Raw genomic sequence first — 13846 nt, 5'->3', positions numbered from 1 at the left:
TCCACGGCCGCGGGGAAGGGGCGAGGGCCGGGCCGCGTCGCGTCCTCCCGGCCTCGCTAAGCTGAGCGGCATGTCCTCCGCGCCTGCCGACCCCACTGCCGAGCTGCCCGCGTCCGTGGACGAGGTCTACAGCTTCCTCGGGCCGTCGGGGACGTTCACGGAGGCCGCGCTCGCGCAGGTGCCGGAGGCGCGCGGCAAGAGCTGGCGCGCGGTCAACAACGTGGGGGAGGCGCTCGCCGACGTCGTCGCCGGCCGCAGCGTCGCCGCGATGATCGCGATCGAGAACTCCATCGAGGGCGGCGTCTCCGTCGCGCAGGATGCGCTGGCCACCGTCCCGGGGCTGCGGATCGTCGGCGAGTACCTGGTGCCGGTGAACTTCGTGCTCGTCGCGCGGCCGGGGACCACCCTGGCCGACGTGCGCACGATCAACGCGCACCCCGTCGCCTACGCGCAGTGCCACCAGTGGCTGGACGCGAACCTCCCGGCGCACGGGCACCTGCCGGCCTCCAGCAACGTCGCCGCCGCTGCCTCCCTGTTCGAGGGCAGCACCGCGGACGCCGCCATCGCGCCGCCCGGGATCGTCGACCACCACGACGTGACTGTGCTCGCGGAGAACATCGGCGACAACCCGAACGCCGTCACCCGGTTCGTCCTGGTCAGCACCTCTCGCAGCGTCCCCGCGCCGACCGGGGCCGACAAGACCAGCCTGATCGCCGAGCTGCCGGACGACCGTCCCGGCTCGCTGCTCGACCTCCTGGAGCAGTTCTCCACGCGCGGCATCAACCTGAGCCTCATCGAGTCGCGGCCCATCGGCGACGCGCTCGGCCGATACCGGTTCGTCATCGACGCGGACGGCCACATCCACGACGAGCGGGTCGCGGACGCGCTGCTCGGTCTCCGCCGGTTCAGCCCGTCCGTGATCTTCCTCGGCTCGTACCCCCGGGCGGACGGCGTGCGCGTCGACTTCGACCAGCGCTACCGCGACGAGGTGTTCACCGAGGCGCGCCAGTGGCTCGGCACGCTGGTGGACGACCACGGTGCCGGTTCCCGCGACCGCGGGTAAGCTGCGCAGCAGGGAGCGCTCCCATCCGATGCCGCTTCCATCCGATGCGCGGGAGGTCGGGATGATCGTGGACGACGAGCAGAAGGACGCCGCGCGCGGCATCGACCCCCGGTACGACCCGCAGTTCCAGCGCGGCTACCGGCCCCAGCCCGGCGAGCGCGCCAGGACCCGCCTGCGCGCCGCGCCCGCACCGTCCGTGGCGACGGAGGAACGCGACGACGAGGAGCGGAGGCCGGTCGAAGCGGCGTCGCTGAGCATCGCGCCGGTCGAGGTGCCGCGGGTGACAGCTGCGCAGCCTCCGGCCGAGCCCGACGCGGACCGCGCGTACCAGGCCCCGACGGCCGCGCCGGCCGCGAGCGTCCTCGACCGGCTCGACCTCTCGCCCCGCCGCAACCCGCTGATGCTCGCCCTCTGGCTGGTGTCCGGCGGCTTCGTGGTGCTGGGCATCGTGCTGTACTCGGTCTCGGTGAGCCTGTCGTACACCGGCTCGACGCCCTCCACGGACGTCGGCTCCCTCGTCGTCTCGCAGCTCGGCTGGATGCTCGCCGGCCCGCTGATCACCGTCGGCCTGATCACCCTGGTGGCGCTGCTGTTCCTGACGGCGCTGACCGGGCGCGGGCTGAAGCGCGCGCCGTACCAGGACGGCGACGGCGAACTGCCCGACGACGACACCATCTGAGCCTCGTCATTCGTCACGAATGTGGCGAATGCGTGCCGCACAAGCTTCATTCAGCACGAATATCTAGCGCGGCACCCGCACTCGCAGGCCCTGCGGGTCGATGGCGATGCCGAGCGCGATGACCTCCCCGAAGCCGTCGCCGTCCAGCTCGAACGGCTCGGGATCGTCCAGCTCCACGGCTACCCCCGCGCCGCGGAGGTAGCTGAGGCGGGTGCGGACCGCCTTGTCGGTGAAGCGGATGATCCGCCTCCCGAGCGCGCTCTTGCGCAGCACCCGGTTCTCCCAGGTCACCTTGCGCCAGATCGCCAGCCAGCCGAACACCGTCACGGGTTGCAGGATGGCGATGTCGATCAGGCCGTCGTCCACCTCGCTGTCCGGGATGAGCTGCATGTTGCCGGGGAGGTCGCCGCAGTTCGCGAACAGGATGGTGCTGACGTGCGCCGAGCGCTCCGACTCGCCGTCGATCGCGAACCGCACCCGGACCTTGCGCGAACGCGGCCACGACCGGAACGCCGACTCGACATAGGCGAGCCAGCCGAAGCGGCGCTTGAGCTCCGGACGGGTGGTCTCGATCATCCGGGCGTCGAAGCCGATCCCGGCCATCACCAGGAAGGCGTGCTCGCTGCTGCCGCCGTCGGGGCGAGCCGCCGTCGCCACGCCGATGTCGATGCGGCGGGTGACGCCGTCGAACGCGACGGCGACCGCCTCCTCCAGGCCGGTGAACGGGACGCCGATGTTGCGGGCGAGGAGATTGCCGGTACCGCCGGGGAGGAGGCCGAGGGTCGCGTCCTGGTCGCGCAGTGCCTCGGCGACCGCGCGCACGGTGCCGTCGCCACCCGCCGCGAGCACGAGCGTGGCTCCGCGTTCGAGCGCCTGCCGGGTCTGGCCCTGGCCGCCGTCCTCCGGCGTCGTCTCGAACCAGAGCAGCTCGACATCGCCCTCCTCGGCCGCGCGGGCCTCCACCGCCGCCCGCACCCGCCGCACGTCCACGCGCACGGGGTTGCAGACGACGGCGACCGTCGTGCCGCTCGTCCCCTCCCGATCGTCCACGGGATCACGCTACTGGACGGCGATAAGCTGGGGCAGTGATCGATCCCGTCCTTCTGCGCGAGAGCCCCGACGTCGTCCGCCGTTCCCAGGAGGCGCGCGGCGACTCCGTGCAGCTCGTGGACGAGGCCCTGCAGGCCGACATCGAGCGCCGGGCCGCGATCACGGCCTTCGAGGAGCTGCGCGCCGAGCAGAACGCGTTCGGCAAGCAGGTCGCGCAGGCCCCCAAGGACCAGAAGCAGGCGCTCGTCGCCCAGGCGCAGGCGCTCGCCGGCCGGGTGAAGGAGGCGCAGCAGACCGCCAACACCGCCGAGGCGCACTTCGCCTCGGTGCTGCGGCGCATCGGCAACCCGATCGTGGACGGCGTCCCGAGCGGCGGCGAGGACGACTTCATCGTCCTCAAGGAGATCGGCGGCGTCCCGGAGTTCGACTTCGAGCCCCGCGACCACCTGGAGCTCGGCGAGCTGCTCGGTGCGATCGACATGGCCCGCGGCGCGAAGGTCGCCGGAGCCCGGTTCTCGTTCCTGCGCGGCATCGGCGCGCGGCTGGAGATCGCGCTCATGAACATGGCGCTCGACAAGGCGGTGTCGAACGGCTTCGTGCCGATGATCACGCCCACCCTGGTGAAGCCGGAGGTGATGCAGGGCACCGGCTTCCTGGGCTCCCACGCGGACGAGGTCTACCACCTGGCCGACGACGACCTCTACCTCACCGGCACGAGCGAGGTCGCGCTCGCCGGGTACCACTCCGACGAGATCCTCGACGTGACCGAGCCGCTGCGCTACGCCGGCTGGTCCACGTGCTACCGGCGCGAGGCCGGCTCGGCGGGCAAGGACACCCGCGGCATCATCCGCGTGCACCAGTTCAACAAGCTGGAGATGTTCGTCTACACGCTCCCCGAGAACGCGGAGGCCGAGCACGCCCGCCTGCTCGCCTGGCAGGAGGAGATGATGCAGGCCCTCGGGCTCAGCTACCGCGTCATCGACACCGCGGCCGGCGACCTCGGGTCGAGCGCCGCGCGCAAGTACGACGTGGAGGCGTGGATCCCGACGCAGGGCCGCTACCGCGAGCTGACGTCGACCTCCAACTGCACCACGTTCCAGGCGCGCCGCTTGGAGATCCGCTACCGCACCGAGTCGGGCAAGACCGCGCCGGTCGCGACACTGAACGGCACGCTCGCGACGACCCGGTGGCTGGTCGCCATCCTGGAGACCCACCAGCGCGCCGACGGATCGGTGCTGGTGCCGGAGGCGCTGCGGCCCTACCTGGGCGGCCTCGAGGTCCTGGAGCCGATCGCGCAGTGAGCACCGTGGCCGGGAGCGACCGTCTGCTGATCGCGCTCGACGTGGACGGCACCCTCATCCACGAGGACGAGTCCGTCGGCGAGGCCGTCCTGGCGGCCGTCACGCGCGTCCGCGAGGCCGGGCACGAGGTGATGCTGGCCACCGGCCGCAGCTGGGAGACCGCGCGTCCGATCCACGAGAAGTTCGGGCTGACCAGCCAGTTCGTGGTGTGCGCGAACGGTGCGCTGACGATGATGCGCGACGAAACCGTTGAAGGCGGTTACCGGCGCGAGTTCATCGAGACGTTCGACCCGACCGAGGTGCTGCGCACCATCCGGCCCCACCTGCCCTCCGGCAGCTTCATGGTCGAGGATCCGACCGGCTTCCGCCGCTACACCGAGGGCATGACCGACTGGGAGCTGGTGAACGCCGAGCAGGTCGGCTTCGACGAGCTCACCGAGCATCCCGCTACCCGTGTCGTCGTGGTGTCGCCGCAGCACGACGAGGAGGAGTTCCTGGCGATCGTGGAGCGGATGGGCCTCCAGCGCGTCAGCTACTCGATCGGCTGGACCGCGTGGCTCGACATCTCGCCGGACGGCGTGAGCAAGGCGACGGCGATGGAGCGGGTGCGGCACGCGCTCGACATCCCGGCGGCCCGGCTGGTGGCGGTCGGCGACGGCCGCAACGACCTCGAACTGCTGCAGTGGGCGGGCGCGGAGGGCCGGGGCGCCGCGATGGGACAGGCGCCGGATGAAGTGAAGGCCGTCGCGTCGGAGGTCACCGGATCGGTGGCGGAGGACGGCCTGGCGGCGGTGCTCGACTCGCTCTGAGCGCTCCCGCATGATGCCGGCGACCTCCGACTCGCCGGATGACCGGGGATTTCTTCGCCCAGACCATTTCCAGCCCGCTGTGTCAGACTTGTGAATGGTGTGTGCCCTCTCAGGCGCCGCCGTTCTGATGTGTCCGACGAGAGGGAGTGAATGAACGAGATGCCCACGCGCGCCCAGGCGCGAGCGCAGGAGAAGTCGGCCGGCCCATCGGTGGCCCGGCACGGACGCCTCAAGCGGCATCACCCGTTCAAGACCCTCGCCGTGCTGTTCGTGAGCCTCCTCGCCGTCGTGGGCGTCAGCACCGCCGGTGTCGCCGCCTACGCGACCTACGACGTGGCCACCAGCCTGAAGCCCGCGGTGAAGCTCGTGGACGCGAAGGGCAAGGTCGTCACCCCCGGCATCGGCGCGATGGACGGCGCGTTCAATGTCCTCCTCGCGGGCTCCGATTCCGGCGGCGGCAACAAGGCGTACGGCGACCGCGGCGAGAACCTCAACGACGTCACGATGCTGCTGCACGTTTCGGCCGACCACAAGAACGCCACCGTCGTCAGCTTCCCGCGCGACATGTACGTCCCCATCCCGTCCTGCCCGGACGGCAAGGGCGGCACGTACGACGCGATGAGCCGCCAGAAGATCAACAACTCGCTCAGCTACGGCGGCCTGGCCTGCACGGTGCTCACCGTGGAGAAGCTGACCGGGCTCGACATCCCGTACGCCGGCGTCATCCAGTTCGACGGCGTGATCGAGATGTCCAACGCGGTCGGCGGAGTGAACGTCTGCGTCGCGGGCGACATCAAGGACCCGTACACCGGCCTCGACGTGAAGGCGGGCGAGAACACCCTCCAGGGACCGCAGGCGCTCGCGTTCCTCCGCACCCGCCACGGCGTGGGCGACGGGTCGGACCTCGGCCGCATCAGCAACCAGCAGGTGTTCCTCTCCTCGCTCGTCCGCACCATCAAGAGCGCCGACACGCTCGCGAACCCGGTGAAGGTGTACGCGCTGGCCAAGGCCGCGACGAGCAACATCTCCCTGTCGGAGAGCCTCAACAGCCCGACCACCATCGCGTCGATGGCGATGGCGCTGAAGAACGTCGACATCCCCAAGGTCGTCTTCGTGCAGTATCCGAACCACTACGAGGGCGACGGCGTGGCGCCGACCAAGGACGCGGCCAGCACCCTGATGACGGCGCTGCAGAACGACCAGCCGGTCACCCTGACCGGTGACACCGGCGTCGGCTCGGAGGCGGCGCCCGGTGCGGCGACGCAGGCTCCGGCGGATCCGGCCACGCAGGCTCCCGCGACCCAGGCGCCGGCGACGCAGGCTCCGACCGACGGCTCGTCCGCGGGCGCGGGCGACGGCTCGTCGGTGCAGCTCCCGTCCGACGTGCACGGCCAGACGGCCGCGCAGGTCACCTGCTCCAAGCCGTTCCAGGACTGATAGGGGCGGCTGCCCATGGCGGGAATGAACCGCCGTGGTGCACACTTGAGATCAGTGGAGGTTCGCTCTCCGCTCGCAGTTCCATCGTGTAACTACCTCGCGCCGGCTCGACCGGCGGACCAAGGCGGCACTTGAAGGCCGCGGTCCGCCGCGGTGACGACAGAAGGCCAGGCATGACACGACCAGACACCACCCGCGCGGGCGTCGCCCGCGAACCGGAACCGCCGACCACGCTGGTCCGCGCCGCCGGGTTCTCCTACTTCCCGGTCGCGCTGCTGGCTCGCCTCCCGTACGCGATGATGGTCGTCGGCGTGCTGACCCTCGTCGTCTCGGCGCGCGGCGAGCTGTCGCTCGGCGGCCTGACCTCCGCGATGGTCGGCCTCGGCACCGCGATCTTCGGCCCGCTGATCGGCGCGGCCGCCGACCGCATCGGCCAGCGCGGCGTCGTGCTCGCCGCCGGCATCGCGAACAGCGTCGTCCTGCTGGCGATGGCGTGGGTGGTCTTCAGCCCGGCGCCCGATGCGCTCGTGCTGCTCGTCGCCTTCCTGATCGGCGCGACCGCCCCGCAGGTGTCGCCCATGTCGCGCAGCCGTCTCGTCGGGATCATCGCGAGCCGCCTCCCCGGCGACCGCCACGCCGCCGTCCTCAACGGGACCATGGCCTACGAGTCCGCCGCGGACGAGGTCGTGTTCGTGTTCGGGCCGTTCATCGTCGGCCTCCTCGCGACCACGCTGAACCCGGCCGCCCCGATCATCGGCGCGGCGGTGCTGACCGTGCTGTTCGTGACCGCGTTCGCCCTGCACCGCAGCGGCTCCTTCCGCCCGACGGCGGAGGACGGCCTCCCGGTGCGCCAGGCGCCCGCGCGCGAGCTGTTCCGCCCCGGCCTGATCGCGGTCACGGTCGGCGTGCTCGGGATGGGCCTGTTCTTCGGCTCGATGCTGACCGCGCTGACGTCGTTCCTGTCCGACTTCGGCCACCCCGAGCAGGCCGGCCTCGTCTACGGCGTGATGGGCGTCGGCTCGGCCGCGCTGGCCTTGGGCGTCGCCTGGTTCCCGCTCCGGTTCGCGCTGCGCTGGCGCTGGCTGACGTTCGCCGGAATCCTGGCGCTGTCGACGGCCGCGCTGCCGTTCGCGACGACGGTCCCCGCGATGATCCTGGTGCTGCTGATCGCCGGCTTCGGCGTCGGCCCCACCCTGGTGACGCAATACAGCTTCGGCGCGGAGCGCAGCCCGATCGGTCGCTCGGCCACGGTCATGACGATCCTCGGCTCGGCCGTGATCGTGGGCCAGTCGGCGTCGTCGGCGCTGGTCGGCGCGCTGGCCCAGAGCGCGGGAACGCACGCGGCGATGTTCGCCCCGGTCGCGTCGGCGCTGATCGTGCTGGGCGCGGGACTGGCGAACGTCTTCATCACCGGCCGACGGCCGGCCCCCACCCGCGCCCGCTAGAATCGGTCGACGCCGGTTCGCCGGCGCCGGGAGGGCTGTCCGAGCGGCCGATGGAGCCAGTCTTGAAAACTGGTGGGCAGAAATGTCTCGTGGGTTCGAATCCCACGCCCTCCGCCAACGAATGGGGGCCTCGATCCCAGTAAATGACTGGGATCGAGTCTTTGCTGCCAGACCTGCGGCGCTCGACTTGACAACAAACTGACAACAAGCGCCGCTGCGAGTTGGTGATCCGGGGCGTCTTTCTGCGATCGCGGGCGTCGCAAATGGCCGATTGTCAGCGGCTACCGCTTCAATGTGGACATGATCGATGTCGGCTGGCTTCTCGATACGTGGCGCGCTGCCCGGTGGGAAGCGATCGTCATGATCTGGAACGCGATCGTGGCAGACGTCATCGCCTATCCGTGGTTCGTTTTCGTGCTCGCTGTCGTTGTCCTAGGGGCCGGCGTCAAAGGATTGGGCAAGCTAGCCAAGTACGTTGGCGGCGCTTACTGGTCTGCTCACCACTGAAGTCTGCCGCTCCGCGAGATGCGGTCGTGCCACAGAACGTCTGGCTGCGCCGTCCAGAGCTTCAGCTACCGCGTCCAGGTCGTCGTCGAAGAGGTCCGCGTAAACGTCCAGCGTCATCGCGGCTGAGGCGTGGCCGAGCATCCTTTGGACCGCCTTCACGTTGGCTCCCGCGCTCACGGCGAGGCTGGCGGCGGTGTGCCGCAGGTCGTGGACGGTCATCGGGTCAAGGCCGGCCCTGTCGAGTGCGCTCTTGAACCATGTCCGTTGACCCCGTGTGGCGCGCTTCATGTGCTCACCGAACCGGCCGGAAAACAGCAGCTCGTTCGGCTCCTTGCCTGCGGCTGCGCCGGCCAGCGCGTCGAGGAGGAATGCCGGGAACGGCACCGACCTACGCTTGTGGCTCTTCGGGGTTCCGACGATGGTGGCAGGACCAACCTCTACCGCGTTTTCCGAGATGGCGAGTCGGCGGCGAGTGAAGTCGACGTCGCGCACGCGGAGGGCGATGACTTCGCCCCAGCGAAGGCCGGTGTAAGCCAGTAGGAGAACGAGGGCTTCGTGCTTGCCGCTGGCGTAGGCGAGGTCGTGAACCTGTTGGTGGGTGAGGTATCGGTGAGCGCGAGGAACCTTACGGGGCAATCGCGATCCGCGGGCTACGTTGACCGGCACGCGCCGGTCCTTCACGGCGATGTCCAGGATTCCGGCAAGCACACCGAACGCCCGCAAGACGGTCGTAGCGGACCTTTCAGCGCTCAAAGACGAAACCCAGGCCTGGACATCCGAGTGTCGTACATCACCGACAGGGACGCGTCCCCAACGCGGCTCGACCTGGAGTCGCCACGCGATCTCGAGCGGTCGGAGCGAGGACGGTTTGAGGTGAGTCTGGTTGGCTAGCCACTCAACGCCGAGGGATGCGATCGTCACCCTCGCCGCACTTGCATCGATGTACTCGCCGCGCGCTTTGTTCGTCTCGACCGTGGCTAAGTAGAGCTCGGCTTCTCGCTTCGTCTTGAATCCGCGCTTCGTGGTCTGACGGTGATCAGGGGTGCGGTACATGACGCGATAGCGTCGACCACCGGCAGACTCATACGACAGAACGCTGCCCATCTCGCCCTCCTCTTTAGGGTGCTGCCACCTCTTCGATGCCCGCAGAGGTGAGAAGCGCTGCGACGCGCTCCAGCTCGCGCTCGACCAGCTCCAGGCGCGCCTCGACGTTTGAGTCGAAGGTGAGATCAGAGTCTCCGGACGCCGCTCCGACGTCGCGAACGATCCGGAGGCGGTCGAACTCACGTCGAAGGGTCCCGAGTTCGCGAAGCGAGTTCAGGACGGAGATGTCCACGCGTTCGGCGGCCAATCGGGGCCGATATGAACTCGAGGGGGTGGCTGAAAGCCAGCAATCGAATTCGGCCACGGTCATTCCGTCGAAGTCTTCGCCGAGGTTTTGTAGGTCGAGTTTGTCGTCGGGCCGCCCGATTGGCGAGAGCAGCATGCTGATCGGCACGTCGAGGCCCCGCGCGATGTTCAGGAGCTGGCAAACGCTGATGTCGGCCTTCCTGCCGGATTCGATGTTCTCCAGGATCGCGGGGGTGATGTTCCCGCCAGGAATCGCCTCTGCCAGGTCGCTCGTCGTGCGAAATCCACGTTCACGTCGCGCCAGTCTGATGCGCGCACCGATGCTGGTCTCCGATCGAAAGTCTGCCATTTCGACAGCCTATCGCCACTTCTGTTGTCAAGTCACGGAATTCTTGCTATGGTCGTTTCAACAATTGCAGAACTCCTGAGTTGTCGAAACGGAGGAGATGAGATGACAGGAGAATTCATTCAGCCCGCTGAGGTGGTTGAACTCACCGGGCTGTCGATCGCAGCGCTCGCCCAACTCCGGTATCACGGTAAGGGCCCGCGTTTCTACAAGCCGACCCCACGCACTGTGCTCTACAAGCGGACGGAGGTGTTGGCATGGCTGGAAGCGAGCGCGCAGACGAGGACGGGAGCGTACGCGTAGTCGAGCCGCCGAAAGAGTTTCCCGGCGTCATTCAGGACTTCGTGGACGGATACCTCGTCCCGGTGGATCCGATGGGTGACCTGCAGTGCGAGAGCTGTGAGTAGAACAGCTGGTTCACCCCGGCGTGCCGCCCAAGCGCCACCCCTGTTCGGGGGTAGCGTGCGGCACCAAATGGAGCGGCTGATTCTTACCCTCTTCACCGTAACGCTGGCCTCGCTAAGCGAGTCAGGGCGGCGGTGACGCATCGTGGCTGAGACTCCCGAACTTCAGAGTCGAAGTCGCTTCTCCATCACCGAATCCGGGCGCGCCGCCCGAAGCCGATATCCCGGCGCACCTCGGCAAATCCAACCTTCCTCTCCAACCAGGGCACGTGTGCGCCCATTCGCGCTGACATAGCCCTGTTCTGACGAGCCGTCCTCGGCTCGAACCCGGTCCTTCGCAGTAGCCACTTCCATGCAAGGAAGGTTGTGATCACGTGGCTGGAGGAACCCACGTCCGCACGCGGACGGATGCCCTTCTCACGGAACTGCTCCGTGAAGTCGACATGTTGCGCCCGTACGTCCGCTTCCACTTCCGCGGCTGGCCGAATGAGGTCGACGCCGTTCTCCAGATCGCCCGAGAGACGGTCTGGCACCGCTGCTCGACGTTCGACCCAGAGCGTGGGTCGCCGCACGCCTTCGTGTTCGGGATCACCCGTCATGTAGTGCTTCGGGAGATCGAGCGGAAGTATGGCCCGACGGACGACGTCACTGTCGACTGCGACGTGGCGTCCGAATCGGACATCGACCCCCTCGAGGCGATGATTCGCCGCTTTGATGCGCACCGGTGGATGGTGCTGGTCGCCGATTACGTCGGCGCATCCGACTGGCACGTGATGAGCGACCTAAGCCTGGCAAGCGGTGACGCCGAGCGCGTGGCGGAAGCCCATCACCTGTCTAAGCGCAGTGTCCGCACGATCCGCGAGCGAGTGTGCCAGACCGCGCGAACTGTTCTGGCCGCCCTTGCGGCCGCGGACGCGGGGCTGCCGCTGACCGGATCCGTGATCGTGTCGTGCGTGCCCGAGATCGGTGGATTCCGCGAAGTCGCCGGGATGATCGGCGACGACGCGGACACAATCGCGGCGACCCTTCACATCCATCCCGGATCGGCGCGGGCACGGATCGCGACCGCGAAACGACTGTTGATGATCGCCCGGGACGTCCTCGAGCTGGAGGTGGCGGCATGATCGGCGCCGGCGCCGCGGCCGCTCATGCGGTGTCGCATCCAAAGACGACACGGAACCTCCTGATCGTCGCGGCGGTCATCGTGCTGGTCGTCCCCATCACGCTCGTCGCCGTTCCGGTCACCTTGGTGCTCGCGATGGGAGCCAACGAAATCGGTGGCGGCGGAGTGTGTGGTGGATCCGTCCCGTCGGTGGAGGCGGGCCAGAATGTGGGCGGGTACGGGCCAGATCAGTTGAAGATCGCCGCGACGATCATCACCGTCGGCCAGAAGATGAGCGTGGCCCCGCACGGGCAGACCCTCGCGCTGATGGTCGCGATCGGTGAGTCCGGCCTCCGCAACCTGGACCATGGCGACGCGGTGGACAACACCACAATCGGTGTCTTCCAGCAAGGCGCCAGCTACGGCACCCCTGCAGAGCGGATGGACCCAGCGACCGCGGCCGCCGCGTTCTACTCGCGCATGCTGCATGTGCCGGACTGGCAGACCCTCGCCCCGACCCTGGTCGCACACGCGGTCCAAATCAACGCCGACCCGAACCACTACGCCCCGTTCTGGACGCCCGCCGCGCAGCTCCTCGCCGCCCTGACGGGAGCAAGCGCCGGAGCGTGTCAGGTGCCAGCGGACGCTCGCGCGGCCGCCGCAGTCCTGGTCGGTGCGATCCAGGCGAAGAAGCTCAACTTCCTCGAACCCCGCTACCAGCAGCAGATCTTCAACATGGCTGACGGTACCGCCACGCCGGACTGCACCATCGACCCGCACATCCTCCAGTTAATCGTCGTCGCCGTCCAGTCCTTCCAGCAGGTCGGAGTCAGCGACCTCAACCGACGCTGCACCGGCATGACCCCAGGGGCGGGAACCGCGTCCGCGCACTGGAAGGGCAAGGCTGTCGACTTCTACGCGATCAACCGACAGTCCCTGACCGGCGCGGACCCGCTTTCCGTCCAGCTGATCCACGTCCTGGACCCGTACGCCCCGCATGGGTCAACGGCCGGTCAAAGCGACTGCCGGTCTCGCGCTCACGTGACGCTCGGCGTGCTTACGAACTTCACCAGCGACTTTCCCGATACCTGCAACCACCAGCACATTCAGGTGCCCTGACCAAACGAGTCTCCAAGATGCGCGCCACAAATCGCTCGGAACCGGAAGTTCTAAGTGAAGGGCGGATACGAAGCCGAGGTGAACTGAGATGAACAAGAAGCTGATCGCACTCGCGGCCCTCCTCTCATGCCTGGCCCTCGCCGGCTGCGCCGGTGCGGCGCCAACACGAAACCCGTCGTTCACGACGGTCGCGCCGGCCAAGCCGACGCCGACGTCGACGTCCGCGCAGGACGCGATGCCGGCGGCATCGGGCATCGTCAGCAGCGTCTGGGTCGACGTCTACCCGGGCACCACAGTCAAGGGAAAGCACGGCTGCCCGTGCACGCTCCCGAACTCGCCTTCGGAGCTGTTCCCAGTCGGAACACCGGTGCTGTTGCTGAAGGTCACTATGACCGGCAAGTGGATCCCTTCCCAGGGCAACCAGGACTTCCAGGACGTCACCGGCGCCACCCTGAAGGGCACACAGTTCGACGGCCGCCCCGAACCCGCCGTCCTCGACACCGCCGACGGCCCCGCCGCAGCCAAGGCAGCAAGCCTGCCCTGGCTGCCCACCGGGCTTTTCCACGGCCAGTCGACCTGGACGATCCCGAACGAGAAGAGCCGATCGTTCGCCGTCGCCTACTACGTCCCGGCCGGAGTCGACCAACTCGAACTCACCGTGAACATCCCGTCCGAGGGTAAGGCGAACATCCTCACCGTCCCCCTTCCGACTTCCGCGACCCGCGCGGCCAACGCGAACGGGGAATGAGTGTCGTGGACCTGATCCTCAACCTGCTCGGCCTGCTGACCCTGATCTCCATCGCTCTGCTCGGCATCGCCGCCTCCGGCTACCTCGCCGCCCGGCGCATGCGCGAATCACAAGAACCCGAACCGTCGACCGATCCCACGGAAAGGAACCAAGAATCATGAACGCCCTCAACGAAGCCCTCGTCACCGTCCACGCCCGCATCATCACCGTGGCGGCCGTCCCGAACCCCAGCCCGGACTTCTCCGGTCCCGGGGTCGGAGCCTTGCAGACGATCGCGAACGTCGTGTTCGCCATCGTGCTCATCCTGGCCATCATCGGAGGGTTGATCGCCGCCGGGTTCATCGTCGTCGGCCACATCTCCAGCAACGGACGTGTCCAAAAGGCCGGGATCATCGGTGTGCTCAGCTGCCTCGCCGGTGTCGCTGTCGCCGGCAGCATCGCCGGTCTGATCAACTGGGGCCAGTCGCTCCACGTGGTGTGACCATC

At 68.5% G+C, this 13846-nt stretch carries 16 protein-coding genes and 1 tRNA gene; 14 read left to right on the top strand and 3 right to left on the bottom strand.

Annotated elements, in window-relative coordinates; translation table 11 throughout:
• Window positions 1-70: 70 nt before the first annotated feature.
• Together pheA and F1C12_RS13245 are read left to right on the top strand one after the other, a co-directional pair.
• Window positions 71-1063 carry a prephenate dehydratase gene (gene pheA, locus F1C12_RS13250; protein ID WP_185275415.1) on the top strand — a complete coding sequence of 331 codons (993 nt, stop codon included), beginning with the start codon at window positions 71-73 and terminating at the stop codon, window positions 1061-1063.
• 28 nt (window positions 1064-1091) lie between these two features.
• Complete coding sequence (locus F1C12_RS13245; RefSeq protein ID WP_258045889.1) at window positions 1092-1742, top strand: hypothetical protein; 651 nt, start codon at window positions 1092-1094, stop codon at window positions 1740-1742.
• Window positions 1743-1805: 63 nt separating this feature from the next.
• Here F1C12_RS13245 and F1C12_RS13240 read toward each other — a convergent pair whose 3' ends face one another.
• A complete protein-coding gene (locus tag F1C12_RS13240; protein WP_185275414.1) occupies window positions 1806-2792 on the bottom strand; it encodes a diacylglycerol/lipid kinase family protein in 987 nt (328 codons plus the stop codon).
• Window positions 2793-2827: 35 nt separating this feature from the next.
• Here F1C12_RS13240 and serS point away from each other — a divergent pair, with 35 nt between their 5' ends.
• The 6 genes from serS (at window position 2828) to F1C12_RS13210 (ending at window position 8291) form a co-directional block, all read left to right on the top strand.
• Window positions 2828-4093: a serine--tRNA ligase gene (serS, locus tag F1C12_RS13235; RefSeq protein WP_185275413.1), complete on the top strand. Its 1266-nt coding sequence runs from the start codon at window positions 2828-2830 to the stop codon at window positions 4091-4093.
• Complete coding sequence (locus F1C12_RS13230; protein WP_258045888.1) at window positions 4090-4902, top strand: HAD family hydrolase; 813 nt, start codon at window positions 4090-4092, stop codon at window positions 4900-4902. Before serS ends, F1C12_RS13230 begins: the two co-directional genes overlap by 4 nt.
• A gap of 150 nt (window positions 4903-5052) precedes the next feature.
• Entirely contained in the window at window positions 5053-6339 is a 1287-nt protein-coding gene (locus F1C12_RS13225) for an LCP family protein (protein ID WP_185275412.1), read from the top strand.
• Window positions 6340-6512: 173 nt separating this feature from the next.
• A complete protein-coding gene (locus F1C12_RS13220) occupies window positions 6513-7784 on the top strand; it encodes an MFS transporter (RefSeq protein ID WP_185275411.1) in 1272 nt (423 codons plus the stop codon).
• A gap of 29 nt (window positions 7785-7813) precedes the next feature.
• A tRNA-Ser gene (locus F1C12_RS13215) sits at window positions 7814-7901 on the top strand.
• A gap of 183 nt (window positions 7902-8084) precedes the next feature.
• Complete coding sequence (locus F1C12_RS13210) at window positions 8085-8291, top strand: hypothetical protein (protein WP_185275410.1); 207 nt, start codon at window positions 8085-8087, stop codon at window positions 8289-8291.
• Here F1C12_RS13210 and F1C12_RS13205 read toward each other — a convergent pair.
• Together F1C12_RS13205 and F1C12_RS13200 are read right to left on the bottom strand one after the other, a co-directional pair.
• Entirely contained in the window at window positions 8247-9395 is a 1149-nt protein-coding gene (locus F1C12_RS13205) for a site-specific integrase (protein WP_185275409.1), read from the bottom strand. The genes F1C12_RS13210 and F1C12_RS13205 overlap by 45 nt on opposite strands.
• A 13-nt stretch (window positions 9396-9408) precedes the next feature.
• Window positions 9409-9990, bottom strand: coding sequence for a helix-turn-helix domain-containing protein (locus tag F1C12_RS13200; protein ID WP_185275408.1), 582 nt, complete (start codon window positions 9988-9990; stop codon window positions 9409-9411).
• Between the two features lie 102 nt (window positions 9991-10092).
• On the opposite strand from F1C12_RS13200, the gene F1C12_RS13195 reads away from it, so the two are divergent.
• The 6 genes from F1C12_RS13195 (at window position 10093) to F1C12_RS13170 (ending at window position 13841) form a co-directional block, all read left to right on the top strand.
• Window positions 10093-10290 carry a helix-turn-helix transcriptional regulator gene (locus tag F1C12_RS13195; RefSeq protein ID WP_185275407.1) on the top strand — a complete coding sequence of 66 codons (198 nt, stop codon included), beginning with the start codon at window positions 10093-10095 and terminating at the stop codon, window positions 10288-10290.
• A gap of 475 nt (window positions 10291-10765) precedes the next feature.
• Window positions 10766-11515, top strand: a complete 750-nt coding sequence (locus F1C12_RS13190; protein WP_185275406.1) for a sigma factor — start codon at window positions 10766-10768, stop codon at window positions 11513-11515.
• A complete protein-coding gene (locus F1C12_RS13185; protein ID WP_185275405.1) occupies window positions 11512-12612 on the top strand; it encodes a hypothetical protein in 1101 nt (366 codons plus the stop codon). Before F1C12_RS13190 ends, F1C12_RS13185 begins: the two co-directional genes overlap by 4 nt.
• An 88-nt stretch (window positions 12613-12700) precedes the next feature.
• Window positions 12701-13360 (top strand): hypothetical protein, encoded by a 660-nt coding sequence (locus F1C12_RS13180; protein WP_185275404.1) that lies wholly within the window; start codon window positions 12701-12703, stop codon window positions 13358-13360.
• A gap of 5 nt (window positions 13361-13365) precedes the next feature.
• A complete protein-coding gene (locus F1C12_RS13175; RefSeq protein WP_185275403.1) occupies window positions 13366-13521 on the top strand; it encodes a hypothetical protein in 156 nt (51 codons plus the stop codon).
• The gene (locus tag F1C12_RS13170) at window positions 13518-13841 is read left to right on the top strand and encodes a hypothetical protein (RefSeq protein ID WP_185275402.1); all 324 of its coding nucleotides are present in this window, start codon (window positions 13518-13520) and stop codon (window positions 13839-13841) included. Before F1C12_RS13175 ends, F1C12_RS13170 begins: the two co-directional genes overlap by 4 nt.
• Window positions 13842-13846 lie beyond the last annotated feature (5 nt).

The sequence above is a fragment of the Leifsonia shinshuensis genome, from assembly GCF_014217625.1.
GTDB classification, from domain to species: domain Bacteria; phylum Actinomycetota; class Actinomycetes; order Actinomycetales; family Microbacteriaceae; genus Leifsonia; species Leifsonia shinshuensis_A.
This window is presented reverse-complemented; position numbering and strand designations above follow the sequence as displayed.

Bases quoted from the DNA above. Each gene is read 5' to 3' on its own strand.
- pheA (WP_185275415.1), top strand. From the start codon at position 71: ATGTCCTCCGCGCCTGCCGACCCCACTGCCGAGCTGCCCGCGTCCGTG.
- F1C12_RS13245 (WP_258045889.1), top strand. From the start codon at position 1,092: ATGCCGCTTCCATCCGATGCGCGGGAGGTCGGGATGATCGTGGACGAC.
- F1C12_RS13225 (WP_185275412.1), top strand. From the start codon at position 5,053: ATGAACGAGATGCCCACGCGCGCCCAGGCGCGAGCGCAGGAGAAGTCG.
- F1C12_RS13220 (WP_185275411.1), top strand. From the start codon at position 6,513: ATGACACGACCAGACACCACCCGCGCGGGCGTCGCCCGCGAACCGGAA.
- F1C12_RS13210 (WP_185275410.1), top strand. From the start codon at position 8,085: ATGATCGATGTCGGCTGGCTTCTCGATACGTGGCGCGCTGCCCGGTGG.
- F1C12_RS13205 (WP_185275409.1), bottom strand. From the start codon at position 9,395: ATGGGCAGCGTTCTGTCGTATGAGTCTGCCGGTGGTCGACGCTATCGC.
- F1C12_RS13200 (WP_185275408.1), bottom strand. From the start codon at position 9,990: ATGGCAGACTTTCGATCGGAGACCAGCATCGGTGCGCGCATCAGACTG.
- F1C12_RS13195 (WP_185275407.1), top strand. From the start codon at position 10,093: ATGACAGGAGAATTCATTCAGCCCGCTGAGGTGGTTGAACTCACCGGG.
- F1C12_RS13185 (WP_185275405.1), top strand. From the start codon at position 11,512: ATGATCGGCGCCGGCGCCGCGGCCGCTCATGCGGTGTCGCATCCAAAG.
- F1C12_RS13180 (WP_185275404.1), top strand. From the start codon at position 12,701: ATGAACAAGAAGCTGATCGCACTCGCGGCCCTCCTCTCATGCCTGGCC.
- F1C12_RS13170 (WP_185275402.1), top strand. From the start codon at position 13,518: ATGAACGCCCTCAACGAAGCCCTCGTCACCGTCCACGCCCGCATCATC.